The following is a 25,167-nucleotide window of genomic DNA, read 5'->3' as shown; positions in this document are numbered from 1 at the left end:
CAATCTCTTTATAAGTACTCAATATCTAGTTTTTTTGAAGTAACTCAAAGTGCGGTTATTTTTTGGTGCGTTTATTCTAACGTACCTTGCTGTCTTAAATATTCCAATACTTTTTGTGTGGCCAAAGAGCATTGTTCTTTATCTTTGTAGCTAATCCAAGCCAGTTCAGCAATTTCACTTTCAGGGCGATAATCGCCGATGAAATCGGCTTTATAGCAAAGGAGTGTTACGATGCAATCACTGTTTTTGCCATCTGCTTGAGCTGAAAATTCACCAATTCTTTCAAGACTAGATTCAATTAAGGTAATACCCAACTCTTCTTTAATTTCCCGCAACAACGCTTGTTGATCCGTTTCGCCTTGCTCTCTTTTCCCACCGGGTAGATAAAATTTTTCTTTTCCTTTGGAACGCGCCATTAATACGTGATTGTCTTTAATATATAACCAAGCTAATTTATCAATTTGCGTTTTCATTTTTTGCCTCATTGAAAATAAAAATCTGCACCTCAAACGCAGAATATTGTATTCCTGTTTAGGGTGCAGATCAAAGTACGGTGCTTTTTTACGAAGTTTTATGCAATATTATCTTTTAGCTTACGATTATCCTTTAGCTTGCGCACGTTTTACTAAAATCACAGAAAGCGTGAAAGCCACCGCGAAAGAAATAACCATTCCCACGCTATACATTGCAAGGCTGTCAGGTTTAATCGACGGAATACCTAAGAAGCCTGCCGCGCCCAGCGCTTGTGCTTTCACATTGAAGAACGCAATAAATGCACTTGATAATCCCGAACCAATCATTGCCGCTAAGAAGGCTTGACGATAGCGTAAGTTTACCCCAAACATTGCTGGCTCGGTGATGCCTAATAAGGCGGAAATCCCTGAAGGCACGGCTAAACCACGTACTTTTGGATCTTTCAATGCAAAGGCTACACCTAAACAAGCCGCCCCTTGTGCGATATTTGACATTGCAGCAATTGGGAAAATGAAAGTACCACCTGATAATGACATATTAGAAAGGAGCTGGGTTTCTACTGCAATAAAGGTTTGATGCATACCTGTAATGACGATTGGTGCATAGAATGTCCCGAAAATACCACCACCGATAAAGCCAAGTTTGTCATATAACCAAGTTAAACCAATGGTGATTAAATCCCCCGCTTCACGTCCGATTGGGCCAATCACGGTAAAGGCTAATAACCCCGCGATAAATAACGAGAACATTGGCGTAATAAGATTATCTAGATAAGACGGCACAAATTTACGGAAAGTTTTCTCTAAGGTAGCAAGAACCCACGCCGAAATTAAGGTTGGAATTACCGTGCCTTGATAGCCGACTTTTTCAATTTCTAAACCAAATACATTCCAGTGCGTGATTTTGCCTTGCGCGGCGGTCAGGGCATAGTTCCAACCATCTGCCAGTGCTGGGTGAACCAATAACATCCCCAATGCGGCGCCTAAGAACGGGTTTCCACCAAATTTGCGCGTTGCCGAAAAGCCCAGTAACACGGGCAAGAAGACGAAAGGCGCATTGGCAATAGTATTAATAAAATCAACAAGATCGGAAAGATTACTAAAGCGATCGACAACGGAATACCCCGTGATAGGCTGCCCAGAATCGCGCAGGGCTTGTGGCACATCCCAGAAGAATCCTTGTGCAGTAAGCATACTGTGGATCCCCATTAATAAACCGCCCGCGACAATGGCAGGGATAATTGGCACAAAAATATCTGCTAAGCCTTTCACCAAACGCATAATTAGCCCTTGGTTATTGTCTGAAGCTTGTTTTGCAACCTCATTTTTCGTCATATCCCCGATGTTTAATAATGTTGCCATTTCATCGTGTACTTTATTTACGGTTCCCGAACCAAAAATAATTTGATATTGTCCTGAAACAGAAAATTGACCTTTTACGCCATCAATATTTTCGATCGCTTCTTTATCAATTTTGCCTTCATCTTTGACCACAATACGTAAGCGAGTTGCACAATGGGCAAGCGCACTGATATTCTCTTTACCGCCCAACTTCTCAATAACTTGCTTGGCAATATTTGGAAAATTCATCGGTTTCTTCCTCTTGTTGATGTCGAATTAAAATTGCACAGATTCTAGCTAAAACCTTTAAGCGTGGCTAGTCTGAAATAAGAAAAATTTGAGTTAGCTCAGATAATCAACATCCATCTTAAAAATTTTATGCAGTTAGCAATTTATCTGTAGCAATTTGAGCTAAAAACCCACTACGGCTCTTATATTCTGGGTGAGTTGCCACATAACGATCAATTTTATTAATTAAACGCTTTGGCAAAGTCACATTAATTTTCTCTGTTTTTCCCATTAAATGGGTAAGATCAACATCCACCACAGTGAAAGTAAAGGCTTCGTATTCTTTATTTTTCATATGTCTTTGCAGATCTGTTGGCAGCGGAATATCTTCGCCGTCCTCGATCATTCCTTCGATATGAAAAGTAATAGCTTCTTTTGCATTCGCAAAGGCTTCTTCTAAGGTATCTCCCGCAGAAAAGCAGCCTGGCACATCAGGAACAATGACACCATAAGCGTGATTTTCATCACCCATTTCAATTCCAATTGGATATAACATTATCTACCTCTTATATCAAAAAGGGTTATTTCAACCCAGCTTGTTTTAAAATTGAATGAACAGTTTTGAGCGGTAAATCTTTTTTCGGATGGGGAATTGTTACTCGCCCTTTTTTTATAGAATGCTTAAATTGATGATGACTACCTTTCACCGCAATCAGTTGCCAGCCATCATTCTCAATTTGTTTGATTAAATTTGCACTATTCACGTTCTCTCGCCCATCTAATTAGAGTTATTATACCCCCGCCTTTCCAAATAACAACTTTTGCTATTTTTATATAAAGGTATAAGGGCTAGTCTAAAAATTAATGATCGAGAGAATCTAACCAAAAAATAAGTTTGTCCAAATCTTTCTGCCAATTTTGCGATAGTTGTTCCAAATAATTGGTGATCTCACTTTCCCAATCAGGGTTTTCGCTATGCTGGGCTTGTTCGGCGATTTGTTGGATACGTTTTAACCCCACGGCGCCTGCTGCCCCCTTTATTTTATGGGCAATATTTGCCACTTCTTTTTGATATTCAGGTTGAAGTTTGTACATTTCATAAGCAGAGAACAACTCTTTCACATAATCAGGCATCATTTGTTGGAAAAGTGCGGTGTTATTTTTTACCGTTTTTACGCCTAATAAGGCGACAAGTTCCTGTAATGTAGCCAGATCTAAGATCTCATCTTGCGCAATATCGTATTGTTTCGTGGTTTCTGGGATAGGCGAAATATCCTGATTAAAAAACTGATATAAACATTGCGTCAGTGCCTCTAAAGAAAGGGGCTTGCGTAAAATATCGTCCATTCCTTGTTGGAGATATTCTTGTTTATCGTGCATTACGTTGGCGGTAAGGGCGATCAGTGGCGGTAAATACTCATAATGATCATTTTCATATTGCTGACGTAAATACTGAGCGATTTCAAAACCCGACATATCAGGCAGTTGAATATCAATGAGTAACAAGTCATAACTATTTTGTTCAAATTTTTCAATGGCTTGCTGCCCCGTCATCGCGACATCTACCTCATAGCCTAATTTTTCCAAAACAGATTTTGCGACAATTACATTGACCTCAATATCTTCAATGAGCAAAATACGCAGTTGGCTTGGCAAATATTGCTGATAGTCTAACGGTTTACTGACAGGTTTAGCTTGGATAGTTAAGGTAAAAATTGAGCCTTTTCCCACCGCACTTTGCACGCTGAGATCGCCCCCCATTAAATTGGCAATGGTTTTGGAAACGGCTAGACCAATGCCACTGCCCGCGTGCTGATATTGGTTGGATTGCACACGATAATACATTGCAAAAATATTGGCTAATTCGCTTTCTGCAATGCCAATACCTGTATCAGAAATCGCGAAAGCAAATTGTTGTTCAGCAATTCGTGTAACTTTGAGCTTGATCACGCCTTTTTGTGTAAACTTCACCGCATTATTAATTAAATTCCATAAAATTTGACTCAATCTTGCGTTATCTAACATCAGCCATTGCGGTAAATCAGATTCATAGTCTAATTCAAATTTTAGGTGATTTTGCTCCGCCATTAAGGTGGCGAAATTGGCAATATCATTAAGAAAGGCATAAAAATCCGTTTCTTTGCGGTTCAATTCTATTTTATGCGCATCAATTTTTTCCAGATCGATAATATCGCTAAAAATATGCCCTAAAGACACCGCACTCATATTGATTGTTTTGAGATAATTTTGCTGCTCGGCGGTTAAATTACCGTCTAATAAAATACGGCTCAACCCAATAATGCCATTTAGTGGGGTGCGTAATTCGTGGCTAATGGTTGTCATTAATGCGGTTTTATTTCGGCTATTTTGTTCAAGATCATTAAGCGCAATGGATAGTTTCTTTTCTGCTACCATTCTTTCCGAGACTTCACGGCGTAAATTTTCCACTAATTTGGCTAATTCAAGGCGAGATTTTTCCAGCTTTTCCACTAACAGCGTGAAGAAATAGATCACAAAAGGGGCAGAAATCAAGCCAAATACCACAGAACGCACGACATCTGCCCAATAAACCGTTCCTACAACAAAAAGGCTTAATAGCATTTGTGTACAGAGTGCCAGTACAGCTAGCACCAGCACACCAAGCAGGGAAAACCGCACGCGCCCAAGACGGATCACCCAATCCACATAGCGTTGTGCGAAATGTTTGATATTTCTCATTTTTATGCTCTTTATCGGTAAATAGCGTGATAATTGCGATCACATTATAAAAAATAGATAAAAATTTGCCCTAAGCATCACTTAGGGCAAATCTCAATAAATAAGAAGAATAAAAATTAGCGACTACGGAAAATAATACGTCCTTTGCTTAAATCATACGGCGTCATTTCTACAGTAACTTTATCGCCTGTTAAAATACGAATATAATTTTTACGCATTTTTCCTGAAATATGTGCAGTAACTACGTGCCCATTTTCTAATTCCACACGGAACATTGTGTTTGGCAAGGTTTCTAAAATTGTGCCTTGCATTTCAATGCAATCTTCTTTAGCCATTAATTCCTCTAATATTAGTTAATAAATAAGTCAAAAAACGGGCAAATTATACTCCTATCAAGGGCATTCACCAAGTTTTTTCTAGAAATTTAGTCTAATGCACAAATTTTAATAAACTATGGTAAAATCTGCCGCCGTGAAATTCACTTCATTTTTTTATTTCAATTAAGGACATTTTATGAATATTGCGACACCACAAGCGGTGCTGGATTTTTGGTTCAGCGAGGAAAATCAACCTTTTTGGTTTGTAAAAAGTGAAGACTTTGATAATAAAATTCGTGAAAAATTTGACCGCACTTTAAAAGCGGCAGCACAAGGTGAATGCGCAAGCTGGCGCGAAAGCATTGAAGGACGCTTAGCAGAAATTATTGTATTAGATCAATTTTCTCGTAACCTATACCGCAATACCCCTGCGGCATTTGCACAAGATCCGATGGCATTAGCCTTAGCCCAAGAAGCGATTAAACAAGCTGATTTTACTCGCCTGCCAACAGTATGGCGTAAATTTATGATTATGCCTTATATGCACAGTGAATCAGCCTTTATTCACCAACAAGCAGTTGATTTATTTCGTTCGCTAAATGATGAATACACGCTGGATTTTGAGTTACGCCACAAAGCCATTATTGATAAATTTAATCGTTATCCACATCGTAATGAGATTTTAAATCGCCCATCGACAGCGGAAGAAATTGCGTTTTTAAATCAACCGAATTCCTCGTTTTAATCTGGAGTATTAAATGATTCATAAATTAATGAAAGCCCGCGATCACCACGAAGTCCATCGTGTCGCCACCACGCTTGAGCTTTATTTTGATTTAGTTTTCGTAATCGCCATTGCGGCTACCGCAAGTGGTTTACACCACGCCCTAGCTGCACATCATTTCAGTGAAGGCTTAATCCATTTTGCCATGTCGTTTTTCTGTGTGTGGTGGGCTTGGATGAACTTTACTTGGTTTGCCTCTGCTTATGACAATGATGATTTTAGTTATCGTATTGTTACAATGGTACAAATGTTCGGTGCAATTATTCTTGCCATTGGCATCAATAATGTCTTTGAACATAATGATTTTACGATGATCTTAATCGGCTATATTGTGATGCGGGTCGCGATGGCATATCAATGGTTCCGTGCAGCCAAAAGTGATCCTGAACGTCGGATAACCTGCTTGCGTTATGCCTTCGGGATTATTTTCACCCAAATTTGCTGGACTATTAGTGCATTGAATTTTCCTTATTTATTCAATAATCTCTTTCCATTCTTGGCATTATTAGAACTTTGCGTGCCAGCTTGGGCGGAAAGTGCAAATAAAACTGCTTGGCACCCACACCATATTGCTGAACGTTACGGATTATTGGTTATCATCGTATTAGGTGAAGGTATTTTAGGCGCCACCAACGCCATTACGCCATTATTCCATAGCAATGAAGCAATGCTTACTGAAGCATTCCCGCTCGGTTTGGGTATCTCTGCCCTAATGTTTTCTTTATGGTGGCTTTATTTCAAAATGCCTTGGGGTGAATTTTTACATAATGAACGTACCTTAAATAATGCGTTAGTTTATGGCTATGGACATTTATTGATTTTTATCGCGCTCACTGCATTAGGCTCAGGTCTTGAACTGTTAGCCGACGCCGTAAAAGAATTTGGCACGATGGCAGAGGTTGTTGAACACGCAAGCAATGCCCATTCTATTTCACCGCTATTTGCGATGACCGCCCTAAGCATTTGCACTGCGATTTATCTTATTGCGTTAGCCTTCTTACGCTGGTATTTAGATAAAGATACGAATTACAGCGTAATTGGTTTCGTACTTGCTATCGCAGCCACCTTCCTCGGCGTGCTATGCGTGTATTTAGGTATGCCACTGCAATGGTCAATTTGGTTCACCGTAATAGCCCCAATCGCAATGATTTCTTTCTATAAAACAAAACCGATCGGTTAAGTTTTTGCTGCCCCTCCCCTCGCTAAAAAAGTGAGCGAGGAGAGATTTAACATTTTGATTTTTCTCACACTTGTATTAGGATAACTAAATCTAATTTGGATGAGGATAATCATTATGTTAATTCACCTTTCAACACAACCTGCCAGCCCAGTCTGGGGCGAAAATGCGTTGCTGAGTTTTTCCAATGATGAAGGCACGGTTCATATCAAACAAAACTCCCCAAATTCTGACCGCACTTTAATTCAGAAAGCTGCGCGCAAATTACGTAATCAAGGTATTAAAGAGGTAGAATTAGTCGGTGAAGATTGGGATCTAGAAAACTGTTGGGCATTTTATCAAGGTTTTTATTCCGCAAAGCAAGATTACGCTATTGAATTTCCTCATTTAGATGACGAACCGCAAGCAGAACTATTTGCCCGTATTCAGTGCGGTGATTTTGTTAGAGAAATCATTAATTTACCCTCTGATGTGATCACCCCAAAAAAATTGGCTGAGCGATCTGCACAATTTATTGCCGAACTTGCTGCGGAATACGCCTGTGAAAGTGCGGTAAGTTTTGAGATTATTTCTGCGGAAGCCTTATTAGAGAAAAATTATCAAGGCATTTGGAATGTAGGCAAAGCGTCTAGCCATAAGCCTGCGATGCTACAACTGGATTTTAATCCAAGCCAAGATCCGAATGCCCCCGTTTTAGCCTGTTTAGTGGGGAAAGGCATCACATTTGACAGTGGCGGATATAGCTTAAAACCGAGTGATTCAATGTCCACAATGCGTACGGATATGGGCGGTGCAGCGTTAGTGACGGGCGCATTAGGTATGGCGATTGCAGGAGGGTTAAACCAACGGGTGAAACTCTATCTCTGCTGTGCCGAAAATATGGTAAGTGCCGAAGCGATGAAATTAGGAGATATTATCACTTATCGTAATGGCATCACTGCCGAAGTGCTAAATACCGATGCCGAAGGGCGTTTAGTACTAGCCGATGGTTTAATCGATGCCGATAAACAAAATCCGCAATTTATTATTGATTGTGCCACCTTAACGGGAGCGGCAAAAATCGCCGTAGGAAATGATTACCACTCGGTGCTTTCAATGGATAACGAACTTGTTGCCGACCTCTTTAACGCGGCACAAATCAGCAATGAGCCATTCTGGCGTTTGCCTTTTGAAGAATTCCACCGTCATCAAATTTCATCATCATTTGCGCAAATTGCCAATATCGGTACCGTGCCAGTGGGCGCTGGTGCAAGCACGGCAACGGCGTTTTTATCCTATTTCGTGAAGAATTATCAACAACATTGGTTGCATATTGATTGCTCTGCCACTTATCGTAAATCAGCCAGTGATTTATGGGCTGCGGGGGCAACAGGCATTGGTGTGCAAACACTCGCTCATTTACTCTTAAACAAAGCAAATTCATAGGAGGAAAGATGGAACGGACATTATCTATCATTAAACCGGATGCGGTAGAACGTAACTTAATTGGTAAAATTCTTAACCGTTTAGAAAGTGAAGGTTTCCGCATCATTGCAATGAAAATGGTACATTTAACCCAAACACAAGCAGAAGGTTTTTATGCGGAACATCAAGGCAAACCATTTTTTACTGATTTAGTCGATTATATGACTTCCGCCCCTGTGGTGGTTTCCGTACTAGAAAAAGAAAATGCGATTAAAAATTACCGCACTTTAATGGGGGCAACAGATCCAGAAAAAGCAGAAGAAGGGACAATACGTAAGCAATTTGCACTTAGCCAACGACAAAACTGCGTACACGGTTCTGATAGCCCTGAAAGCGCTGCCCGTGAAATTGCCTATTTCTTTGTCGAAGGGGAAATTTGCCCGAGAGCAGAATAATTTTGTTATTTCAAAACGCAAAAGAGCCAATAAAAATTGGCTCTTTTTATACGGATAAAATCGAGGAAATTAATCCAAACGTGCCGCCATTTTCAACCAGTCCGCTTTAAATTCACGGCGCATATTATTGATCGCATCAATAATATCGTGATGCACAAGCTGCTCATTTTGAATACCTACGCAGTAACCGCCTTTACCTTGTAATAACAGATCTACCGCATAAACACCCATACGAGAAGCTAAAATACGGTCAAACGCACAAGGTGTACCACCACGTTGAATATGACCTAATACTGTTGCACGCGTTTCGTGTTTAACGCGTGCTTCAATTTCTTTGGCAAGTTCATTCACATCACAGATTAATTCTGTAATCGCAATAATCGCGTGACGTTTTCCTTTGATGATACTGCGTTCAATTTGTTGAATAAGCTCTTCACGGTTAAATTCCACCTCAGAAGCCACAATATATTCACAACCACCAGCAATCCCCGCTGAAATAGTCAGATCACTACAATGTCTGCCCATAATTTCTACGATTGAAATACGTTGGTGAGAGCTTGAAGTATCACGCAAGCGGTCAATCGCTGTTACCGCCGTTTCTAATGCAGTTTGATAACCAATGGTGTAGTCTGTTCCTGCCACATCATTATCAATCGTCCCCGGGATACCAACACAAGGGAAACCGTGTTCTTCGGTGAGCAATTTTGCTCCCATATAGGAACCATCTCCCCCAATCACGACTAAGGCATCAATACCGTGTGAGCGTAAAATTTCCGCACATTTTGCCCGCACTTCAGGTTTCTTAAATTCAGGGAAACGCGCTGATCCTAAGAAAGTTCCCCCGCGGTTAATCACATCGGATACGCTATAACGCGTTAATTGCTTAATTTTATTGTTATACAACCCGTGGTAACCATCATAGATACCATACACTTCTAAACCTTCTCCTAAGGCTGAACGAACGACGCCACGGATCGCAGCATTCATTCCCGGTGCATCACCACCACTGGTTAATACGGCAATTTTTTTAATCATAATAGTCAATACCTTTATTCAAAGTTAATAATATAAAAACTGTGCGTAGCTTACACTATTCACCAAATCCGCTCTAGAAAAATTTCGTGAATTCTATCACATTTTGATTTAGGTCTAATTATTTTGCTGTAAGCTATCAGCTTGCGCCTGTTCTATTTGTACCACACTGGTCGGTTCGTGATGAATCACAATATCCACCTGTGGAAAACATTGGCGTAAACGTTGTTCAAGATGATCGGTAATTTGATGCGCTTCCACAAAAGAAAGATGATCATCTAATTCTAAATGGAATTGAATAAAACGAATCGCCCCTGAGCGGCGAGTACGCAAATCGTGAAAGCCTAAAATATTCGGTTGTGATTGGATAACCTGTTCAATTTGCTCAATTTCTGCTGGGGGTAAGGCTTGATCGAGCAACAACTGAATGGCATTGTAAAACATTTTTGCTGCATTCAATAAAATATATAACGCAATAAAAATAGCAAACACTGCATCCGCCCACAGCACGCCCCATAAGCTCAAGCCTAAAGAACATAAAATCGCCATATTCATTAGTAAATCTGTTTGATAGTGCAAACGATCCGCCTTAATCGCAGGACTATCCGTTTGTTTTATAATATGGCTTTGATAAAGTACCAGTAACAATGTTGCCACAATGGAAAACAGCGTTACCATAATACCGAGAGCGGTTTGATTTAACGGCTGTGCTGAGGTTAAACGGTAAATACCTTGTAATAAAAGGAAAATCGCACTGCCTGAAATAAACGCACTTTGAATAAGTGAGGCGAGAGATTCTGCTTTGCCGTGTCCAAAAGAATGATTATGATCTGCTGGCATTAAAGCAAAACGCAAGATCAGCATATTCATAAAAGAGGCTAATAAATCTAGCGTAGAATCTGTAATAGAAGCCAGCATACTGACAGAATCCGTTTTCCACCACGCGAAGCCTTTCACTAAAATTAATAGCAACGCGGTGAAAATCGCACAGTTTGCTGCCCGCTTCACCTGTTTGGAATAGACTTCTTGCATTAGCTATTACAACTCCAAGCGAAAGGGGTACGGTTTAATTTTTGCATTTCTTTATCAACAATATATTTTTTCAAATAACGAATTACTCTGCGATGCGCCATATTCATCAATTTGCGATCCTTGGCAATTTTCACAGAATATTGATATTGTACAAACCCACAAAATGGAATGTTTTTCCCCCGCGCCACATTTACCTGCCAATCTGGATTTTGTGCGCTAGGATCATAAATCACAAAAGCAAAAAGTTCATTTTTTCTTGTATAAATATCAAAATGTTGCACGCCAGTATTACGATAAACACGTTTACGCAAGGCAATGCGATCGGCTAAAGAAAGCTTATCCTTATTGCGGTCTTGCAACAGCTCAATGGCACTGTGCCATTGCTCAGCAGTTTCACCTTTTGGGACATAAACATAGCGCGCAATCGTACCGAGATCCTGCTGCGAAGCAAGATAATAAGTTTGCCCTCCGTGATTAATCGCTTCTGACACAGCAAGCTGCGGGGAAATGCTACACGCCGTGATACTCAGTGCGGTGAAAAAAATACCCATTTTTTTTACCGCACTTCTCTTTTCCTTAATCCATTGAATTAGCGCTTTCATTTTATTCACTCAAATCACGTTTAAACACAAATTCCTTTTCTGTTGATGAAGTGGCATCAAACCAGTAACCTGCGAGATCGAACGCTTTTAATTGTTCTACTTGGGTGAGCCGATTTTGAATAAGGTAGCGACACATCAAACCGCGCGCTTTTTTCGCATAAAAGCTGATGACTTTATATTTCCCATTTTTATTGTCTAAAAAAACTGGTTTCACAATATGTGCATTCAATTCACTTTCGTTGACGGATTTATAGTACTCATCCGAAGCAAGATTAATCAAGACATTATCCCCTTGTTGATCTAACGCGTGTTGTAGCGTCGTCGTGATAATATTGCCCCAAAAATGATATAAATCTTTGCCTTTCGGGTTGGCTAATTTCGTTCCCATTTCTAAACGGTAAGGCTGCATTAAATCTAAAGGGCGTAACAAACCATATAAGCCTGACAACATTCTCAAATGCTGTTGCGCGAATAAAATATCCTCACGAGATAAATGTTCTGCATCTAACCCCGTGTACACATCACCTTTGAAAGCAAAAATCGCTGGGCGTGAGTTTTGTTCGTGGTGAACCTTATCCCATTGGGCAAAACGAGCCACATTTAATGCGGCTAGTTTATCGCTAATTGACATTAAAGACGCCACCTCATTTGGTGCAAGCTGGCGACAAATATCAATAAGCTGTTCGCTATATTGCGTTAAATCAGGCTGAGAAACGTCAAATTTTTCTACCGCACTTTCAAAATCAAGGGTTTTAGCGGGAGAGATAATTGCTAACATAATGAAATCCTTATAAATATGCTAAACCATTAAGGGGAGCTGCCATTCAATTGGCGATAATTGATGTTGTTGTAAATAGGCATTCGCTTGAGAAAAATGCTTGCAGCCAAAAAAACCACGATGTGCCGATAAAGGTGAGGGATGGGGTGCTGTGAGAACACAGTGTTTTTGTCGATCAATAAACTGCCCCTTTTTCTGTGCGTGACTGCCCCATAAGAGAAACACAAGATTTTCTCGCTGTTCATTCAAGGCTGAAATAACACGATCAGTAAAGGTTTCCCAACCAAAGTTTGAATGGGAATGGGCTTTGCCTTGTTCCACCGTTAAAACCGTGTTCAATAATAGCACGCCTTGTTGCGCCCAGCTGACTAAATAGCCGTGCTGAGGAATTTGAAAGCCCACATCATTGGCTAATTCTTTATAAATATTCACTAACGAAGGGGGAGGCGCAACACCGGGCTTCACCGAAAAAGATAGCCCGTGCGCTTGATTTGGACCGTGGTAAGGGTCTTGCCCTAAAATCACCACTTTCACTTGATCAAATTCGGTTAATTTGAAAGCATTGAAAATCTCATTCGTTGGTGGATACACAATTTTACCCACCGCTTTTTCACGCTGGATTTGCTGTAAAATTTGCTGAAAATAAGGCTGGCTTTTCTCGCCACCAATCACATCTTTCCACGTTTTCATTTTGTTTTCCTCAGCGTTAAACTTAGAATGAGATTATAAATAACCTCCCCCCAAATTAACAGCCTCTATTTTGATTTAATTATTTAACCATTCTTTAAATAAATGTTAATTAAATGTTAAATTTAAAATAATGATTTCATTTTATTTTTGATGTATATCAATTTCACTATTTTTGTTTGGCAAATTCAATCTGATCCATATCAAAATAATTGAATTGGTCAAATTTTTTGATAAAATCCCTACCAACTTATGATTAATTAACACACAAATTTAGGAGTTCGTATGATTAAAGGTATTCAAATCACTCAAGCCGCAAATGATAACTTATTAAATTCATTTTGGTTATTAGACAGTGAAAAAGGTGAAGCACGTTGTTTATGTGCAAAAGGTGATTTCGCAGAAGATCAAATCGTAGCAGTAAGCGAATTAGGTCAAATCGAATATCGTGAATTGCCAGTAAATGTTGCCCCAACAGTAAAAGTGGAAGGTGGTCAGCACTTAAACGTGAACGTTTTACGCCGTGAAACCTTAGAAGATGCGGTGAAAAATCCTGAAAAATACCCACAATTAACAATCCGTGTTTCTGGTTACGCAGTACGTTTTAATTCATTAACACCAGAACAACAACGTGACGTAATTACTCGTACTTTCACTGAAAGTTTATAATTTATCTGATTGTAGTTTAGACGCAAAAAATCGCCCTATACTTTAGGGCGATTTTTTTCTAACTGTATTACTTTCAAATAATTTTCAAAAAACTCAAGGGAATAAAAAATCTTTTTATCCCTTTCCCCAAAAAACTTTGTTGAGATAAAATTATTTATCTCCACAAAATTTTTATTCAAAAGTAAAACAGATACGGGAGATTTTAAAATGTTCTTCTAGTGAGAAATGTTATGCATTGGCGATATTTCCACGCTAAGAACGCTCCACTTCTAATCTTTCAAACATCAGCACTTTGCTTTCTAACTTGCGTAATAATAATGTCGCAATGCCTGTGATGGCAAGGTAGATAACACCTGCAATTCCATAAATAGTGAGTGCATCATATTCTGTGCCGTAAAGTTGTCTTGCGTAACCCATAATATCCAAAATGGTAATGGTTGACGCAAGAGACGTGCCTTTAAACACCAAAATGATTTCATTGCTGTAAGAGGGCAAAGCACGTTTTAAGGCATAAGGAATTAAAATTTTGAGGGTTTGCCAACGAGTTAATCCAAGTGCCGCACAACTTTCCCACTGCCCTTTGGAGATCGCTTTGACTGCGCCATAAAATAACTGTGTAGAATAAGCCGCACTGTTTAAAGCAAGGGTGAGCATTGCACAAAACCACGCATTAGACAATAGCGCCCAAGCTGGGCTTTCTACGATCCATTGGAATTGTCCGGGGCCGTAATAAATTAAGAAAAATTGCACTAATAGCGGTGTGCCGGTGAATAAAGTGAGGAAAATATTTACCGCACTTTTTAATAGTTTATTTTCCATAGCAAGAATAAAGGTCAATGCAATGGCTAAAATAAACGCCAAAAAGAGGGCCGAAATGGTAAGCAATAAGCTTGTTGGAATGCCTTGTGCGATGGTGATGAAATAATCGTGAATCATTATTCCACTCCTCTTTCAAAACGGGTAAAGCGCCATTCAAGCTTGCGGATTAGCATTTGGCTGATTAGTGTAATCACTAAATACATCAATGCGGCAAAGCCATACCAAGTGAAGGGTTCGTGTGTTCTTGTGTTGATCAATTCAGCTTGACGCATTAAATCGTGTACCCCAATTAATGAAACTAAGGCAGTATCTTTCAATAGCACTAACCATTGATTACTCAACCCCGGTAAGGCGTGTCGCCAAACTTGTGGCATAATGATATGCAAAAAGGTGTAACCACGGCTTAAACCAAGGGCAGCGCCCGATTCCCATTGTCCTAATGGAATTGCTTTAATTGCCCCACGCAGAGACTGTGAAGCATAAGCAGCAAAAATGATAGAAAGTGCAAGCACGCCACAAAAGAACGGGCTAAGTTCTAAATATTTTCCTGTGATTAATTCCAAAACTTCGGGAATACCAAAATAAATTAAGAACACCACGAGAATTTCAGGTAAGCCGCGCAATAACGTGATCACAATAGCACTCGGTTTACGCACAGATTGCCATTTGCTCATTTCTAAGCTAACAAAAATGAGTGATAAAATAAGCCCGAAGAATAAAGAACACACCGCTAACCCTAAGGTCATTAGGGTTGCGGTGTACATTAAAGGAAGATAATCCACAAACATAGCGATTATTTAGTCATCCATTTGTCGTAAATTTTTTGGTATTCACCGTTTGCTTTAATGGCTTCGATACCTTTGTTTAAACTTTCCACTAAAGCTGTGTTAGATTTATTTACGGCGATACCTAAACCATTGTTAAAGTAACGCTTATCCGTAACACGCTCGCCCACAAAAGTTAACTCTGGATTTTTCTCGAACATATCACGCAATACATCGGTATCACCAAAGATCAAATCAATACGTCCATTTTTTAAGTCTAGAATTGCATCTTGCAAACTTGCATAAGATTTTGTTGTGTATTGTTTTGCTTCAGCGTTGGCATATTGTTGATAAGTTGTCCCATTTTGCACACCAACGGTTTTCGCTGTGGCTAAATCTGCTTTCCCTTTCACCGCGATAAAGCTTGCAGAGCTTTCATAGTAAGGCTGGCTAAATGCCACTTGCTTAGCGCGCGCTTCCGTAATATCAATGGCGGAAATTGCTGCATCAAACCCACGTCCTTTAATTAAACTTGGAATTAACGCATCAAAAGCTTGGCTTTTAAAATGGCAAGTGGCTTCAATTTCTTTACAAATTGCGTTAGCAATATCGACATCAAAGCCCACAATTTCGCCTTTTTCATTGGTTAATTCAAAGGGTGGATAGCTCGGTTCCATTGCAAAGGTAATATCTTGTGCTTGCACCATTGCGGCTGAACTTGCTAAAAGTGTAGCTAAAAGTAATTTTTTCATTGTGTAATTCCTTAATGTGAATGAGATAAGTATTGTTTAAATTGTTCCGTTTTCGGTTGGGTGAAACAGCTTGCATCCCCCATTTCAATGATATGACCTTTTTCCATATACACCACTTTGGTCGCAACTTTCTGTGCCACAGAAACTTCGTGCGTTACGATCACTTGAGTAATGCCTGTTTGTTGCAGTTCCTGAATAATTGACACCACTTGCGCGGTGATTTCAGGATCTAGTGCTGCCGTAGGTTCATCAAATAATAAAACCTGTGGTTTCATCATTAATGCGCGCGCAATCGCTACACGCTGTTGTTGCCCGCCAGAAAGATGTAATGGAAAACGCTCAGCAAATTCTTCCAAGCGTAAACGGGCAAGCAATTCAAACGCTTGTTTTTTCGCGGTTTCTTTATCCAAACCTAGTACTTTTACGGGGGCTTCAATCAAATTTTCAATCACGCTTAAATGTGGCCACAAATTGTACTGCTGAAATACCATTCCCACATCTTGACGTAATTGACGCATTTGTTTTGGGTTTGCCCTTGCCGCAGAAAGATCAAATTTATTATTGGCAATAACGAGTTCGCCTGATTTTGGCACTTCTAGCAGGTTTAAAGTACGAATCAGTGTACTTTTTCCTGCACCACTTGGCCCTAATAAAACCACGGTATCACCATCTTCCGCCGTTAAATTAATGTCAAACAGGGCTTGTGATGAACCGTAGAAAAAATTGAGATTTTTTACACTAATGGTCATTTTTGTTGTTAGCTCTACATTCAAAGTTGAAATAATATTAATATTTTTTGCATAAGTATGCAAATAAAAAGTTAAAAATTTTCACCGCACTTTTGTTTTAAGGGGAAAATTCGCTTAACTTTGTCCCGCACTTTCATCAGAAGGCCAAGAATGCACCACTGCTTTGACTAAAGTAGCAAGGGGGATCGCAAAAAACACGCCCCAGAAGCCCCATAATCCACCAAAAATAAGTACGGCAACAATGATAGTCAGTGGATTGAGGTTTACCGCTTCAGAAAATAAAAATGGCACAAGCAGGTTTCCATCTAAAATTTGACTTACCACATAAGCAGCGATTAATGACCAAAAAGTCGGCGTAATACCAAATTGCGACATCGCCACTAAAGCTACCGGAATACTCACTAACACCGCCCCCACATAAGGCACAAGGACAGAAAGCCCCACGGTAACCGCAAGCAATAAGGCATAACGCAGATCAAAAAAGAGGAAGATTGCATAAGTAATCACACCAACGACAAGAATTTCAATAATTTTGCCACGAATATAATTGGCAATTTGTTTTTGCATTTCTTGCCATACTTCATCAGCCAGTTTGCGATTGCGAGGTAAAAACCCACTGATATAAGTGAGTAATTCTTGTTTATCCTTTAATAAGAAAAATACCATTAATGGCACAAGGAAAGCATAGATGCCCAAGCTAACAAGGCTGATAATAGAAGAAATTGAAAGTTTGAGCGCCGATTCGCCAAAGCCTAAAATTTTGCTTTTCACACTGGTGAAAAAGCTGTCGATCATTTGATAATCCACTACTTCAGGATAATGTTCAGGCAAAGAAAGTAGCCAATCGTTAAGGGAATTAAACATATGTGGCAATTCACTGAACAAATTAATCGTTTGATTCACTAAGGTGGGAATGAGTACCAGCGCAATAATCAGCACAATGCTAATAAAGCCACCAAGCACAAGAAGGGTTGCCAGTAAGCGAGGGAATTTGACTTTCTCATTTAACACGCGAATAGGCATTTCCAACAAATAAGCCAATACGATCGCCACCAACAACGGCGCAAGTAAATCACTAAAAAAATAAATGGCGATAAAACCAAACAGTAAAATGGCAAGTAACGCCATCGCCTGCGGATCACTAAATCGGCGTTTGTACCAATTTTTCAACATTTCTAACATAAAGCCTCCTTTCAGTGAGAATTTGTGCCGATTATAAGGTAAAATCAGGGGGATTTATATTAGGGGCTGTTGATAATTTATTGTACATTTGAGTTATCGTTTAAAATTAGCACAATTGCAGTGGCGTCCAAAATCAAGAATGCTTTCCTTGATAAGAGCGACAGCAAAGAGTGTGCTAATCTAATACAGCCCCAAATGAATTCTCAACAGCCCCTAATAAAAGGAATTTTCTATGACCGTCAAAATTTATCACAACCCACGTTGTTCAAAAAGTCGCGAAACCCTTGCGTTATTAAAACAGCAGGGCATTGAGCCGGAAATTGAGCTTTATTTAGAAAAGCAATATTCCGTTGATTTCTTGCAACAATTAGCACAAAAGTTACAGCTAAACAGTGTGCGAGAAATGATGAGAACGAAAGATGAGTTATACCGCACATTGCATTTGGGTTCACACACCGTTACCGAAACGCAGTTACTTGAAGCAATCGCACAGCATTCCGCCTTGCTTGAACGTCCGATTGTAGTCAATGGAGAAAAAGCAAAGATTGGTCGCCCACCAGAAAGTGTTTTAGCAATTTTATAATTTCTTCGCTATAATAACGCCCGCTCCGCCATAATCATTGAGCGGGCATTATTTTTACCCATTTTATTTATTAAGAGGCAATGATGAAAAAGAAAAAATCTTTTGCGCCCGTTGCTGAGGTGCAAGGTTGCACCACCTATCAGCATAACAAAGGGACAATTCGAGATAACGCCATTCAGGCATTATTATCCGATAAATTATTTCGCCAACGCATTGAAAAGAAACGAAAAGGCAAAGGCAGCTATCAGCGTAAGGCAAAACATCAAGGGAAATATATTGAAAAGCCCGATTATCAAGTTTTTGGCAACAGAGATTTTATAATCGGGTTTTTCTTAACAAAAATAGCAAATAGAGGAAGTCATTATGTCAATCAGAACAGAATGTTTATTTAGCAACGAATGGAATGTACGCATTAGCGATCCCGGTGAAGAAGGCGCCCACAGTCATTTTTTTGAGAAAATTTATATCACCCTTGATGCCCATATTGAAGGTGAACATATCACCTATGAATTTACACGCAAAGTAGAAGATCAAGTAAACATTAATCGCACTTTCACCGAATTAAGCGAATTATTCAAATTTTTAGGCGAATACCTTGATCCCGTAGCGCTAGGATTTTTAGGGGTAAAAATAGGTCATTTAGGTGTAACGGCTTAATCTAATTAGGAACTAAAGCTAAAAAAAGAGCGATTTTTCAACCGCTCTTTCTTTTATCTAGATTTAAGCATAATACATTTCAAATTCCACTGGGTGTGGGGTCATATTTAAACGTTCTACTTCTTTACGTTTCATTGCAATAAAGGCATCCACAAATTCTTTACTGAATACGCCACCTTGGGTTAAGAAGCCATAATCTTGTTCGAGGGCGTTTAATGCTTCTTCTAACGAACCTGCAACCGCTGGAATTTCTTTTAATTCTTCTGGTGGAAGATCATAAAGGTTTTTATCCATTGCATCGCCAGGGTGAATTTTATTCACAATACCGTCTAATCCAGCCATTAATAATGCTGAGAAAGCTAAGTATGGGTTCGCCATTGGATCTGGGAAACGAGCCTCAATACGAATTGCTTTCGGGCTAGTTACCGCCGGAATACGAATTGAAGCTGAACGATTACTTGCTGAATAAGCCAATAATACAGGCGCTTCAAAGCCCGGTACTAAACGTTTATATGAGTTGGTTGAAGGATTAGTAAAGGCATTTAATGCTTTAGCGTGTTTGATAATGCCACCAATGTAGTAAAGTGCGGTTTCAGAAAGCCCTGCATATTTATCGCCTTGGAAAATATTTTTGCCGTCTTTACTTAAAGACATATTACAGTGCATACCAGATCCGTTATCGCCTGTGATTGGTTTTGGCATAAAACAGGCGGTTTTGCCGTGTTCTAATGCGACATTTTGTACGACATATTTATAAATTTGGGTTTCATCCGCTTTTAGGGTAAGTGAGTTAAATTTGGTCGCGATTTCATTTTGTCCTGCGGTCGCCACTTCGTGGTGATGTGCTTCAACGACTAATCCCATTTCTTCTAAAATCAAGCACATTTCAGAGCGAATATCGTGCGCGGTATCATTTGGCGCAACGGCACAGTAACCGCCTTTGGTTAGAGGACGATAACCATTGTTGCCCCCCTCATAGGCTTTATTCGTATTCCAAGCGCCCTCAATATCATCTACAACATAAGAATTACCATTCATTGCTGAGCCAAAACGCACATCATCAAATAAGAAAAACTCTGGTTCTGGGCCGAAAAAAACATCGTCTGCAATACCTGTTGAACGCATATAATTTTCTGCACGGATTGCAATAGAGCGTGGATCACGATCATAGCTTTGCATTGTGGTGGGTTCATAAATACTGCAGCGAAGGGATAAGGTTGGAATTTGTGCGAAGGGATCAACTACGGCGGTTTCAGCAATTGGCATTAATAACATATCCGCTTTATTAATCGCTTTCCAGCCTTCTACCGAGGAGCCGTCAAACATTTTACCATCCTCAAATAAGTCTTCATCAATGAGACTAACTGGTAAAGATACGCCGTGCTCTTTTCCTTTTATATCCGTAAAACGCAGAAGAACGAATTTAATGTCATTCTCTTCAATTAATTTAAACACATTGGCAACGACCGCTTCATTTGACATAGTGATAATCCTCATAAATATGATTGCTAGAGTTGAGATAATGGGTGTGCAATGCACGTTGGCTAAAATATCACATCACTTGCAAAATTCAAGGGGCGAGCGAGATTTTAATTTTACTCAAGTGCGGGGAAAAAATTCGACATTTTTACACCGCACTTTATAAAATGCTCTCCAAAAGACAGCACACCACTTATTTCTAATTATTCATAGCTCAAGCCGATAAAACGTTGTATAATCTGCAACCTTTTCGTGCAATCTTGCGAATAAGATTGCACATTATTCAAACATCATTATTGATAACAAAAGACTTTTCAAATGACAGATACCATTGATATTAACAAATTGCGTAACATCGCAATTATTGCTCACGTTGACCACGGAAAAACGACCCTTGTTGATAAATTATTACAACAATCAGGCACCCTTGAAGCAAGCCGTGCGGACGCAGATGAGCGTGTAATGGACTCCAACGATCTTGAGAAAGAACGTGGCATTACCATTCTTGCAAAAAATACCGCAATTAACTGGAACGATTACCGTATAAATATTGTTGATACCCCGGGACACGCTGATTTTGGCGGTGAAGTAGAACGCGTGCTTTCTATGGTGGATAGCGTATTACTCGTTGTTGATGCCTTTGACGGTCCAATGCCACAAACACGCTTTGTTACACAAAAAGCCTTTGCTCACGGGTTAAAACCCATCGTGGTGATTAATAAGGTAGATAGACCGGGCGCACGCCCTGATTGGGTGGTGGATCAAGTCTTCGATCTTTTCGTCAATCTTGGGGCAACCGATGAACAACTTGACTTTCCAATTATTTACGCCTCAGCATTAAATGGCGTAGCAGGCTTAGAACACGAAGAGCTGGCAGAAGATATGACGCCATTATTTGAAGCCATTGTAGAACACGTTGAACCACCAAAAGTCGAGCTTGATGCCCCATTCCAAATGCAAATTTCACAGCTTGATTATAGCAACTATGTAGGCGTAATTGGCATTGGGCGTATCAAACGTGGTAAAGTCAAACCAAATCAAGCAGTGACCATTATTGACAGTGAAGGTAAAACACGTAATGGCAAAATTGGTCAAGTATTAGGGCATTTAGGCTTACAACGCTATGAAGAAGATCTTGCGCAAGCGGGCGACATTGTAGCAATTACAGGATTAGGTGAACTCAATATTTCCGACACCATTTGCGATGTGAACAATGTAGAAGCCTTACCAGCATTAAGTGTTGATGAGCCGACGGTAACAATGTTCTTCTGCGTAAACACCTCGCCATTCTGTGGAAAAGAAGGGAAATTTGTTACCTCTCGCCAAATCTTAGAACGCTTAAACAAAGAGCTTGTACATAATGTGGCATTGCGTGTAGAAGAGACCCAAAACCCTGATGAATTCCGTGTTTCAGGGCGTGGTGAATTGCACCTTTCTGTGTTAATTGAAAATATGCGCCGTGAAGGCTATGAGCTTGCGGTATCTCGTCCAAAAGTTATCTTTAAAGAAGAAGACGGTCGTAAACAAGAGCCATTCGAGCAAGTTACCATTGATATTGAAGAACAACATCAAGGTGCAGTAATGGAAGCCTTAGGTATCCGTAAAGGTGAAGTGAAAGATATGATCCCAGACGGCAAAGGACGTACCCGTTTAGAATATATTATTCCAAGCCGTGGTTTAATTGGTTTCCGCAATGAATTTATGACGATGACCTCAGGAACAGGGCTACTCTATTCCACATTCAGCCATTATGATGACGTAAAAGCCGGTGAAATCGGTCAGCGTAAAAATGGTGTATTGATTTCAAATGGTACAGGGAAAGCCCTTGCTTATGCACTATGGGGCTTACAAGAGCGTGGTAAACTGATGATCGATCACGGTGTGGAAGTGTATGAAGGTCAAATTATTGGTATTCACAGCCGCTCAAACGATCTCACAGTAAACTGCTTACAAGGGAAGAAACTCACCAATATGCGTGCTTCAGGAAAAGATGATGCGATCGCCTTAACCACACCAGTACGTTTCTCTCTTGAGCAAGCCATTGAGTTTATTGATGATGATGAATTAGTGGAAGTAACGCCAACTTCAGTACGTATTCGTAAAAAATTACTGACTGAAATGGAACGCAAGCGTGCTAGCCGTACCACAACCAGTACGAGTACGCATTAATTCCATTATTCTTAAGCAAAAAAGTGCGGTGTTTTTTTACAAATTTTCCACCGCACTTTTTATCGTAAACCTTGCTGTTCCCTTTACTTTAGCCTAGTTTTATTAAGTCAGTCTTCGCAAAAGTTCAAACTAACGTTACACAAAAAAGCCGAATGAAAATCCATTCGACTTTTAATACAGTATAAGCTAAATAACTAAGTGCTAAGCAAGATCATCAATCACTACATACACTTTGGTAGTCGGTCCGTGAACGCCCACCACTTTTACTAACTCAATATCTGCTGTGGAACTTGGGCCTGAAATGATATTCACACAAGAAGGCATTCTTTCCCCTAACACGGCTTTATCGTGCAGAATTTTAGCAAGTTGTGCGACGCGAGGTAAAACAAGGCTTTTTCGTACTACCACAATGGATTTTTCAGGCAATAAACTTACTGAACGGCCTTTATCTTTACCTGAAAATAACACAATCCCCCCTGACTCAGCTAAGCCATATTCTGCATAAGCAATACCGATATTCGCTTGTTCTGCGTGTTTTAGGTTTTCTTCGCCATTTTGTGGTAGCCAGACCGTAGTGTCGTAATGTGCTTGTACCGCTTGAGTAATACCAAGTTGCACTAAACGCTCATCTCCCGTGAGAATAACTGGCCCACCACCATATTTTTCACACACAGAAAGCACCGCACTTTGTATTTCTGCTTCATTTGTTTCAATCACATCAACCATCATCGCTTTTGCTGATTCGATAAATGCTTGGCATAAAGCTTGCGGGTTAAGATCAGTTAAACGTGTAGTGGCATAATCATTCAGCGGTGCAGGCATTGGTTCTGGCACAAGCTGGCGTGGACGCCCCATTTTTTCCGCAAGTTTGTTCAGAAAGTTTTCTCTATTTTGTACGTCCATTATTTTGCCTCTCTTTTGTTAAACCATTCACGGAAACTTTCGCCATCTGCACTTGGTAGATCGCGTGCTTTTGTCCATTCTGCTAATGCCCCAAATTCAAGCGGTGCTTTACCATTTTTGATGAACTTACTGGCAACTTTCGCCCCAACATTCACGCCCACTTTCCATAACGTTGGGTGGGAATTTGCAAAATTGAAGCCAAAGATAGATAAACGCTCTGCTGCAGGCGTCATACCACTTTGAGCAATATGCTCACGGTGTTTTAGGATAAGCTGTGCCAATGGAATTTTCACTGGGCAAACGGAATTACAAGCTGTGCATAACGAGCAGGCGTATGGCAGTTCTTTAAAATCTTCATAACCGCCTAGTAATGGGGAAATGACTGATCCGATTGGTCCCGGATAAATTGAGCCATAACCGTGTCCACCAATTTGGCGATATGCTGGGCAAGTATTTAAACAGGCTCCACAACGGATACAACGTAATACCTCTTTAAATTCACTTTCAAGAATTTTTGAACGGCCATTATCCACGATAACTAAGTGGAATTCTTCAGGGCCATCTGTTTCCCCCGTAAGACGCGGACCTGTTAGCCAAGTGTTATAGCCGGTTAGTTTTGCACCGACTGCACTTCTGGCAAGCATTGTGATTAAAACATCCACTTCCTCAAAGGTAGGCGCAATACGTTCCATTCCCATCACGGCAATGTGCGTTTTCGGTACCGTGGTGGCAAGACGCAAGTTTCCTTCGTTGGTGACCAAGCAAAGGCTGCCCGTTTCTGGCACGGCAAAGTTACATCCACTCACACCGATGTCCGCCTCTAAGAAATCTTGGCGGATTTTTTCACGAATAAATAAGGTCATTGCTTCTGGCGTTTCTGGCCCGTCATAGCCTAATTTTTCGTGTAAATCTTTACGGATTTGGTGGCGATCTTTGTGGATGGCTGGCACCACAATATGAGAAGGACGATCTCCGGCGATTTGTAGGATATATTCGCCTAAATCTGTTTCCACCACTTTAATGCCTTCGGCTTCAAGCACTTCATTCATACCGATTTCTTCGGTAACCATTGATTTGGATTTGACAATTTTCTTGGCATTTTTCTCAAGGGCAACTTGACGGATATAATTGGTTGCATCTTCTGCCGTTTCAGCAAAATACACTTTTCCACCATTTTCGCTCACTTTTTCGCTTAATTGATATAAATAAGCATCAAGATTAGCTAAAACGTGGTTACGAATATGTTTTGCCTCATCACGCCATTCTTCCCAATGGCCCAGTTCGTCCACCATTTTTTGGCGATTTGTGCCAATACGTTCTTGCGCCATAACAATGGCTTTTCGCATAATGTCGTTGTGAATTTCATTATCCACACGTTTTTTAAATGCAAGATTACTGGTTTTTAATGACATC

General features: G+C 40.1%; 28 protein-coding genes. 9 read left to right on the top strand and 19 right to left on the bottom strand.

The features are described from left to right. Positions 1–71: 71 nt before the first annotated feature. From L4F93_RS06510 to infA, 6 genes are all read right to left on the bottom strand, one after another. Positions 72–473 carry an NUDIX hydrolase gene (locus tag L4F93_RS06510; RefSeq protein WP_250349545.1) on the bottom strand — a complete coding sequence of 134 codons (402 nt, stop codon included), beginning with the start codon at positions 471–473 and terminating at the stop codon, positions 72–74. 126 nt (positions 474–599) lie between these two features. Then, positions 600–2,063: a sucrose-specific PTS transporter subunit IIBC gene (locus L4F93_RS06505; protein WP_250349544.1), complete on the bottom strand. Its 1,464-nt coding sequence runs from the start codon at positions 2,061–2,063 to the stop codon at positions 600–602. A gap of 127 nt (positions 2,064–2,190) precedes the next feature. Further along, complete coding sequence (locus tag L4F93_RS06500; RefSeq protein ID WP_250349543.1) at positions 2,191–2,598, bottom strand: type II toxin-antitoxin system HicB family antitoxin; 408 nt, start codon at positions 2,596–2,598, stop codon at positions 2,191–2,193. Between the two features lie 25 nt (positions 2,599–2,623). Next, positions 2,624–2,806 (bottom strand): type II toxin-antitoxin system HicA family toxin, encoded by a 183-nt coding sequence (locus tag L4F93_RS06495; protein WP_250349542.1) that lies wholly within the window; start codon positions 2,804–2,806, stop codon positions 2,624–2,626. A 97-nt stretch (positions 2,807–2,903) separates the two neighbouring features. Beyond that, on the bottom strand, positions 2,904–4,760 hold the full coding sequence (locus L4F93_RS06490; protein ID WP_250349541.1) for an ATP-binding protein: 1,857 nt from the start codon (positions 4,758–4,760) through the stop codon (positions 2,904–2,906). 116 nt (positions 4,761–4,876) lie between these two features. Further along, positions 4,877–5,095 carry a translation initiation factor IF-1 gene (infA, locus tag L4F93_RS06485; protein WP_005627617.1) on the bottom strand — a complete coding sequence of 73 codons (219 nt, stop codon included), beginning with the start codon at positions 5,093–5,095 and terminating at the stop codon, positions 4,877–4,879. A gap of 178 nt (positions 5,096–5,273) precedes the next feature. Here infA and L4F93_RS06480 point away from each other — a divergent pair, with 178 nt between their 5' ends. From L4F93_RS06480 to ndk, 4 genes are all read left to right on the top strand, one after another. After that, positions 5,274–5,822: a DUF924 family protein gene (locus L4F93_RS06480; RefSeq protein WP_250349540.1), complete on the top strand. Its 549-nt coding sequence runs from the start codon at positions 5,274–5,276 to the stop codon at positions 5,820–5,822. 13 nt (positions 5,823–5,835) lie between these two features. Beyond that, positions 5,836–7,041 (top strand): low temperature requirement protein A, encoded by a 1,206-nt coding sequence (locus L4F93_RS06475; RefSeq protein WP_250349539.1) that lies wholly within the window; start codon positions 5,836–5,838, stop codon positions 7,039–7,041. Positions 7,042–7,155: 114 nt separating this feature from the next. After that, entirely contained in the window at positions 7,156–8,463 is a 1,308-nt protein-coding gene (gene pepB / locus L4F93_RS06470; protein WP_250349538.1) for an aminopeptidase PepB, read from the top strand. Between the two features lie 8 nt (positions 8,464–8,471). Beyond that, complete coding sequence (gene ndk, locus L4F93_RS06465; RefSeq protein WP_250349537.1) at positions 8,472–8,897, top strand: nucleoside-diphosphate kinase; 426 nt, start codon at positions 8,472–8,474, stop codon at positions 8,895–8,897. 69 nt (positions 8,898–8,966) lie between these two features. On the opposite strand, the gene pfkA is transcribed toward ndk, so the two are convergent. The 5 genes from pfkA to ung all read right to left on the bottom strand — a co-directional run bounded on the left by pfkA (position 8,967) and on the right by ung (position 13,031). Then, entirely contained in the window at positions 8,967–9,932 is a 966-nt protein-coding gene (pfkA, locus tag L4F93_RS06460) for a 6-phosphofructokinase (protein WP_250349536.1), read from the bottom strand. Positions 9,933–10,046: 114 nt separating this feature from the next. Beyond that, positions 10,047–10,961: a cation diffusion facilitator family transporter gene (locus tag L4F93_RS06455; protein WP_250349535.1), complete on the bottom strand. Its 915-nt coding sequence runs from the start codon at positions 10,959–10,961 to the stop codon at positions 10,047–10,049. After that, entirely contained in the window at positions 10,961–11,512 is a 552-nt protein-coding gene (locus tag L4F93_RS06450; RefSeq protein WP_395897875.1) for a hypothetical protein, read from the bottom strand. Before L4F93_RS06450 ends, L4F93_RS06455 begins: the two co-directional genes overlap by 1 nt. A gap of 52 nt (positions 11,513–11,564) precedes the next feature. Beyond that, on the bottom strand, positions 11,565–12,341 hold the full coding sequence (gene yaaA, locus L4F93_RS06445) for a peroxide stress protein YaaA (RefSeq protein ID WP_250349533.1): 777 nt from the start codon (positions 12,339–12,341) through the stop codon (positions 11,565–11,567). Between the two features lie 21 nt (positions 12,342–12,362). Beyond that, a complete protein-coding gene (gene ung, locus L4F93_RS06440; protein WP_250349532.1) occupies positions 12,363–13,031 on the bottom strand; it encodes a uracil-DNA glycosylase in 669 nt (222 codons plus the stop codon). 282 nt (positions 13,032–13,313) lie between these two features. On the opposite strand from ung, the gene grcA reads away from it, so the two are divergent. Beyond that, entirely contained in the window at positions 13,314–13,697 is a 384-nt protein-coding gene (gene grcA, locus L4F93_RS06435) for an autonomous glycyl radical cofactor GrcA (RefSeq protein WP_103854707.1), read from the top strand. A gap of 252 nt (positions 13,698–13,949) precedes the next feature. On the opposite strand, the gene artM is transcribed toward grcA, so the two are convergent. The 5 genes from artM to L4F93_RS06410 form a co-directional block, all read right to left on the bottom strand. Next, on the bottom strand, positions 13,950–14,633 hold the full coding sequence (gene artM, locus L4F93_RS06430) for an arginine ABC transporter permease ArtM (RefSeq protein WP_250349531.1): 684 nt from the start codon (positions 14,631–14,633) through the stop codon (positions 13,950–13,952). Continuing rightward, positions 14,633–15,304 (bottom strand): arginine ABC transporter permease ArtQ, encoded by a 672-nt coding sequence (gene artQ / locus L4F93_RS06425; protein WP_250349530.1) that lies wholly within the window; start codon positions 15,302–15,304, stop codon positions 14,633–14,635. Before artQ ends, artM begins: the two co-directional genes overlap by 1 nt. A 5-nt stretch (positions 15,305–15,309) precedes the next feature. Then, entirely contained in the window at positions 15,310–16,032 is a 723-nt protein-coding gene (locus L4F93_RS06420; RefSeq protein ID WP_250349529.1) for a lysine/arginine/ornithine ABC transporter substrate-binding protein, read from the bottom strand. An 11-nt stretch (positions 16,033–16,043) separates the two neighbouring features. Further along, a complete protein-coding gene (gene artP / locus L4F93_RS06415) occupies positions 16,044–16,781 on the bottom strand; it encodes an arginine ABC transporter ATP-binding protein ArtP (protein WP_250349528.1) in 738 nt (245 codons plus the stop codon). 114 nt (positions 16,782–16,895) lie between these two features. Then, positions 16,896–17,963, bottom strand: coding sequence for an AI-2E family transporter (locus L4F93_RS06410; protein ID WP_250349527.1), 1,068 nt, complete (start codon positions 17,961–17,963; stop codon positions 16,896–16,898). Between the two features lie 232 nt (positions 17,964–18,195). Between L4F93_RS06410 and arsC the strand changes: the two genes are divergently transcribed. The 3 genes from arsC to L4F93_RS06395 all read left to right on the top strand — a co-directional run bounded on the left by arsC (position 18,196) and on the right by L4F93_RS06395 (position 19,203). After that, the gene (gene arsC, locus L4F93_RS06405) at positions 18,196–18,546 is read left to right on the top strand and encodes an arsenate reductase (glutaredoxin) (RefSeq protein WP_250349526.1); all 351 of its coding nucleotides are present in this window, start codon (positions 18,196–18,198) and stop codon (positions 18,544–18,546) included. Between the two features lie 80 nt (positions 18,547–18,626). Continuing rightward, positions 18,627–18,938: an alternative ribosome-rescue factor A gene (locus L4F93_RS06400; RefSeq protein ID WP_250349525.1), complete on the top strand. Its 312-nt coding sequence runs from the start codon at positions 18,627–18,629 to the stop codon at positions 18,936–18,938. Further along, the gene (locus L4F93_RS06395; protein WP_250349524.1) at positions 18,910–19,203 is read left to right on the top strand and encodes a DUF5377 family protein; all 294 of its coding nucleotides are present in this window, start codon (positions 18,910–18,912) and stop codon (positions 19,201–19,203) included. The genes L4F93_RS06400 and L4F93_RS06395 overlap by 29 nt, the downstream gene beginning before the upstream one ends. A 63-nt stretch (positions 19,204–19,266) precedes the next feature. Here L4F93_RS06395 and glnA read toward each other — a convergent pair whose 3' ends face one another. Next, positions 19,267–20,685, bottom strand: a complete 1,419-nt coding sequence (glnA, locus tag L4F93_RS06390; protein ID WP_250349523.1) for a glutamate--ammonia ligase — start codon at positions 20,683–20,685, stop codon at positions 19,267–19,269. A 315-nt stretch (positions 20,686–21,000) separates the two neighbouring features. Here glnA and typA point away from each other — a divergent pair, with 315 nt between their 5' ends. After that, entirely contained in the window at positions 21,001–22,851 is a 1,851-nt protein-coding gene (typA, locus tag L4F93_RS06385) for a translational GTPase TypA (protein ID WP_250349522.1), read from the top strand. 201 nt (positions 22,852–23,052) lie between these two features. Here the strand turns inward: typA and L4F93_RS06380 are convergent, their stop codons facing one another. Continuing rightward, complete coding sequence (locus L4F93_RS06380) at positions 23,053–23,754, bottom strand: LutC/YkgG family protein (protein ID WP_250349521.1); 702 nt, start codon at positions 23,752–23,754, stop codon at positions 23,053–23,055. Beyond that, positions 23,754–25,166, bottom strand: coding sequence for a LutB/LldF family L-lactate oxidation iron-sulfur protein (locus L4F93_RS06375; RefSeq protein ID WP_250349520.1), 1,413 nt, complete (start codon positions 25,164–25,166; stop codon positions 23,754–23,756). Before L4F93_RS06375 ends, L4F93_RS06380 begins: the two co-directional genes overlap by 1 nt. Between the last annotated feature and the right edge of the window lies 1 nt (position 25,167).

It is taken from the genome of Avibacterium sp. 20-132 (assembly GCF_023611925.1).
Taxonomy (GTDB): Bacteria; Pseudomonadota; Gammaproteobacteria; order Enterobacterales; family Pasteurellaceae; genus Avibacterium.
Note: the sequence above shows the minus strand (reverse complement) of the source record. Positions and strands in the feature narration are given on the sequence as shown.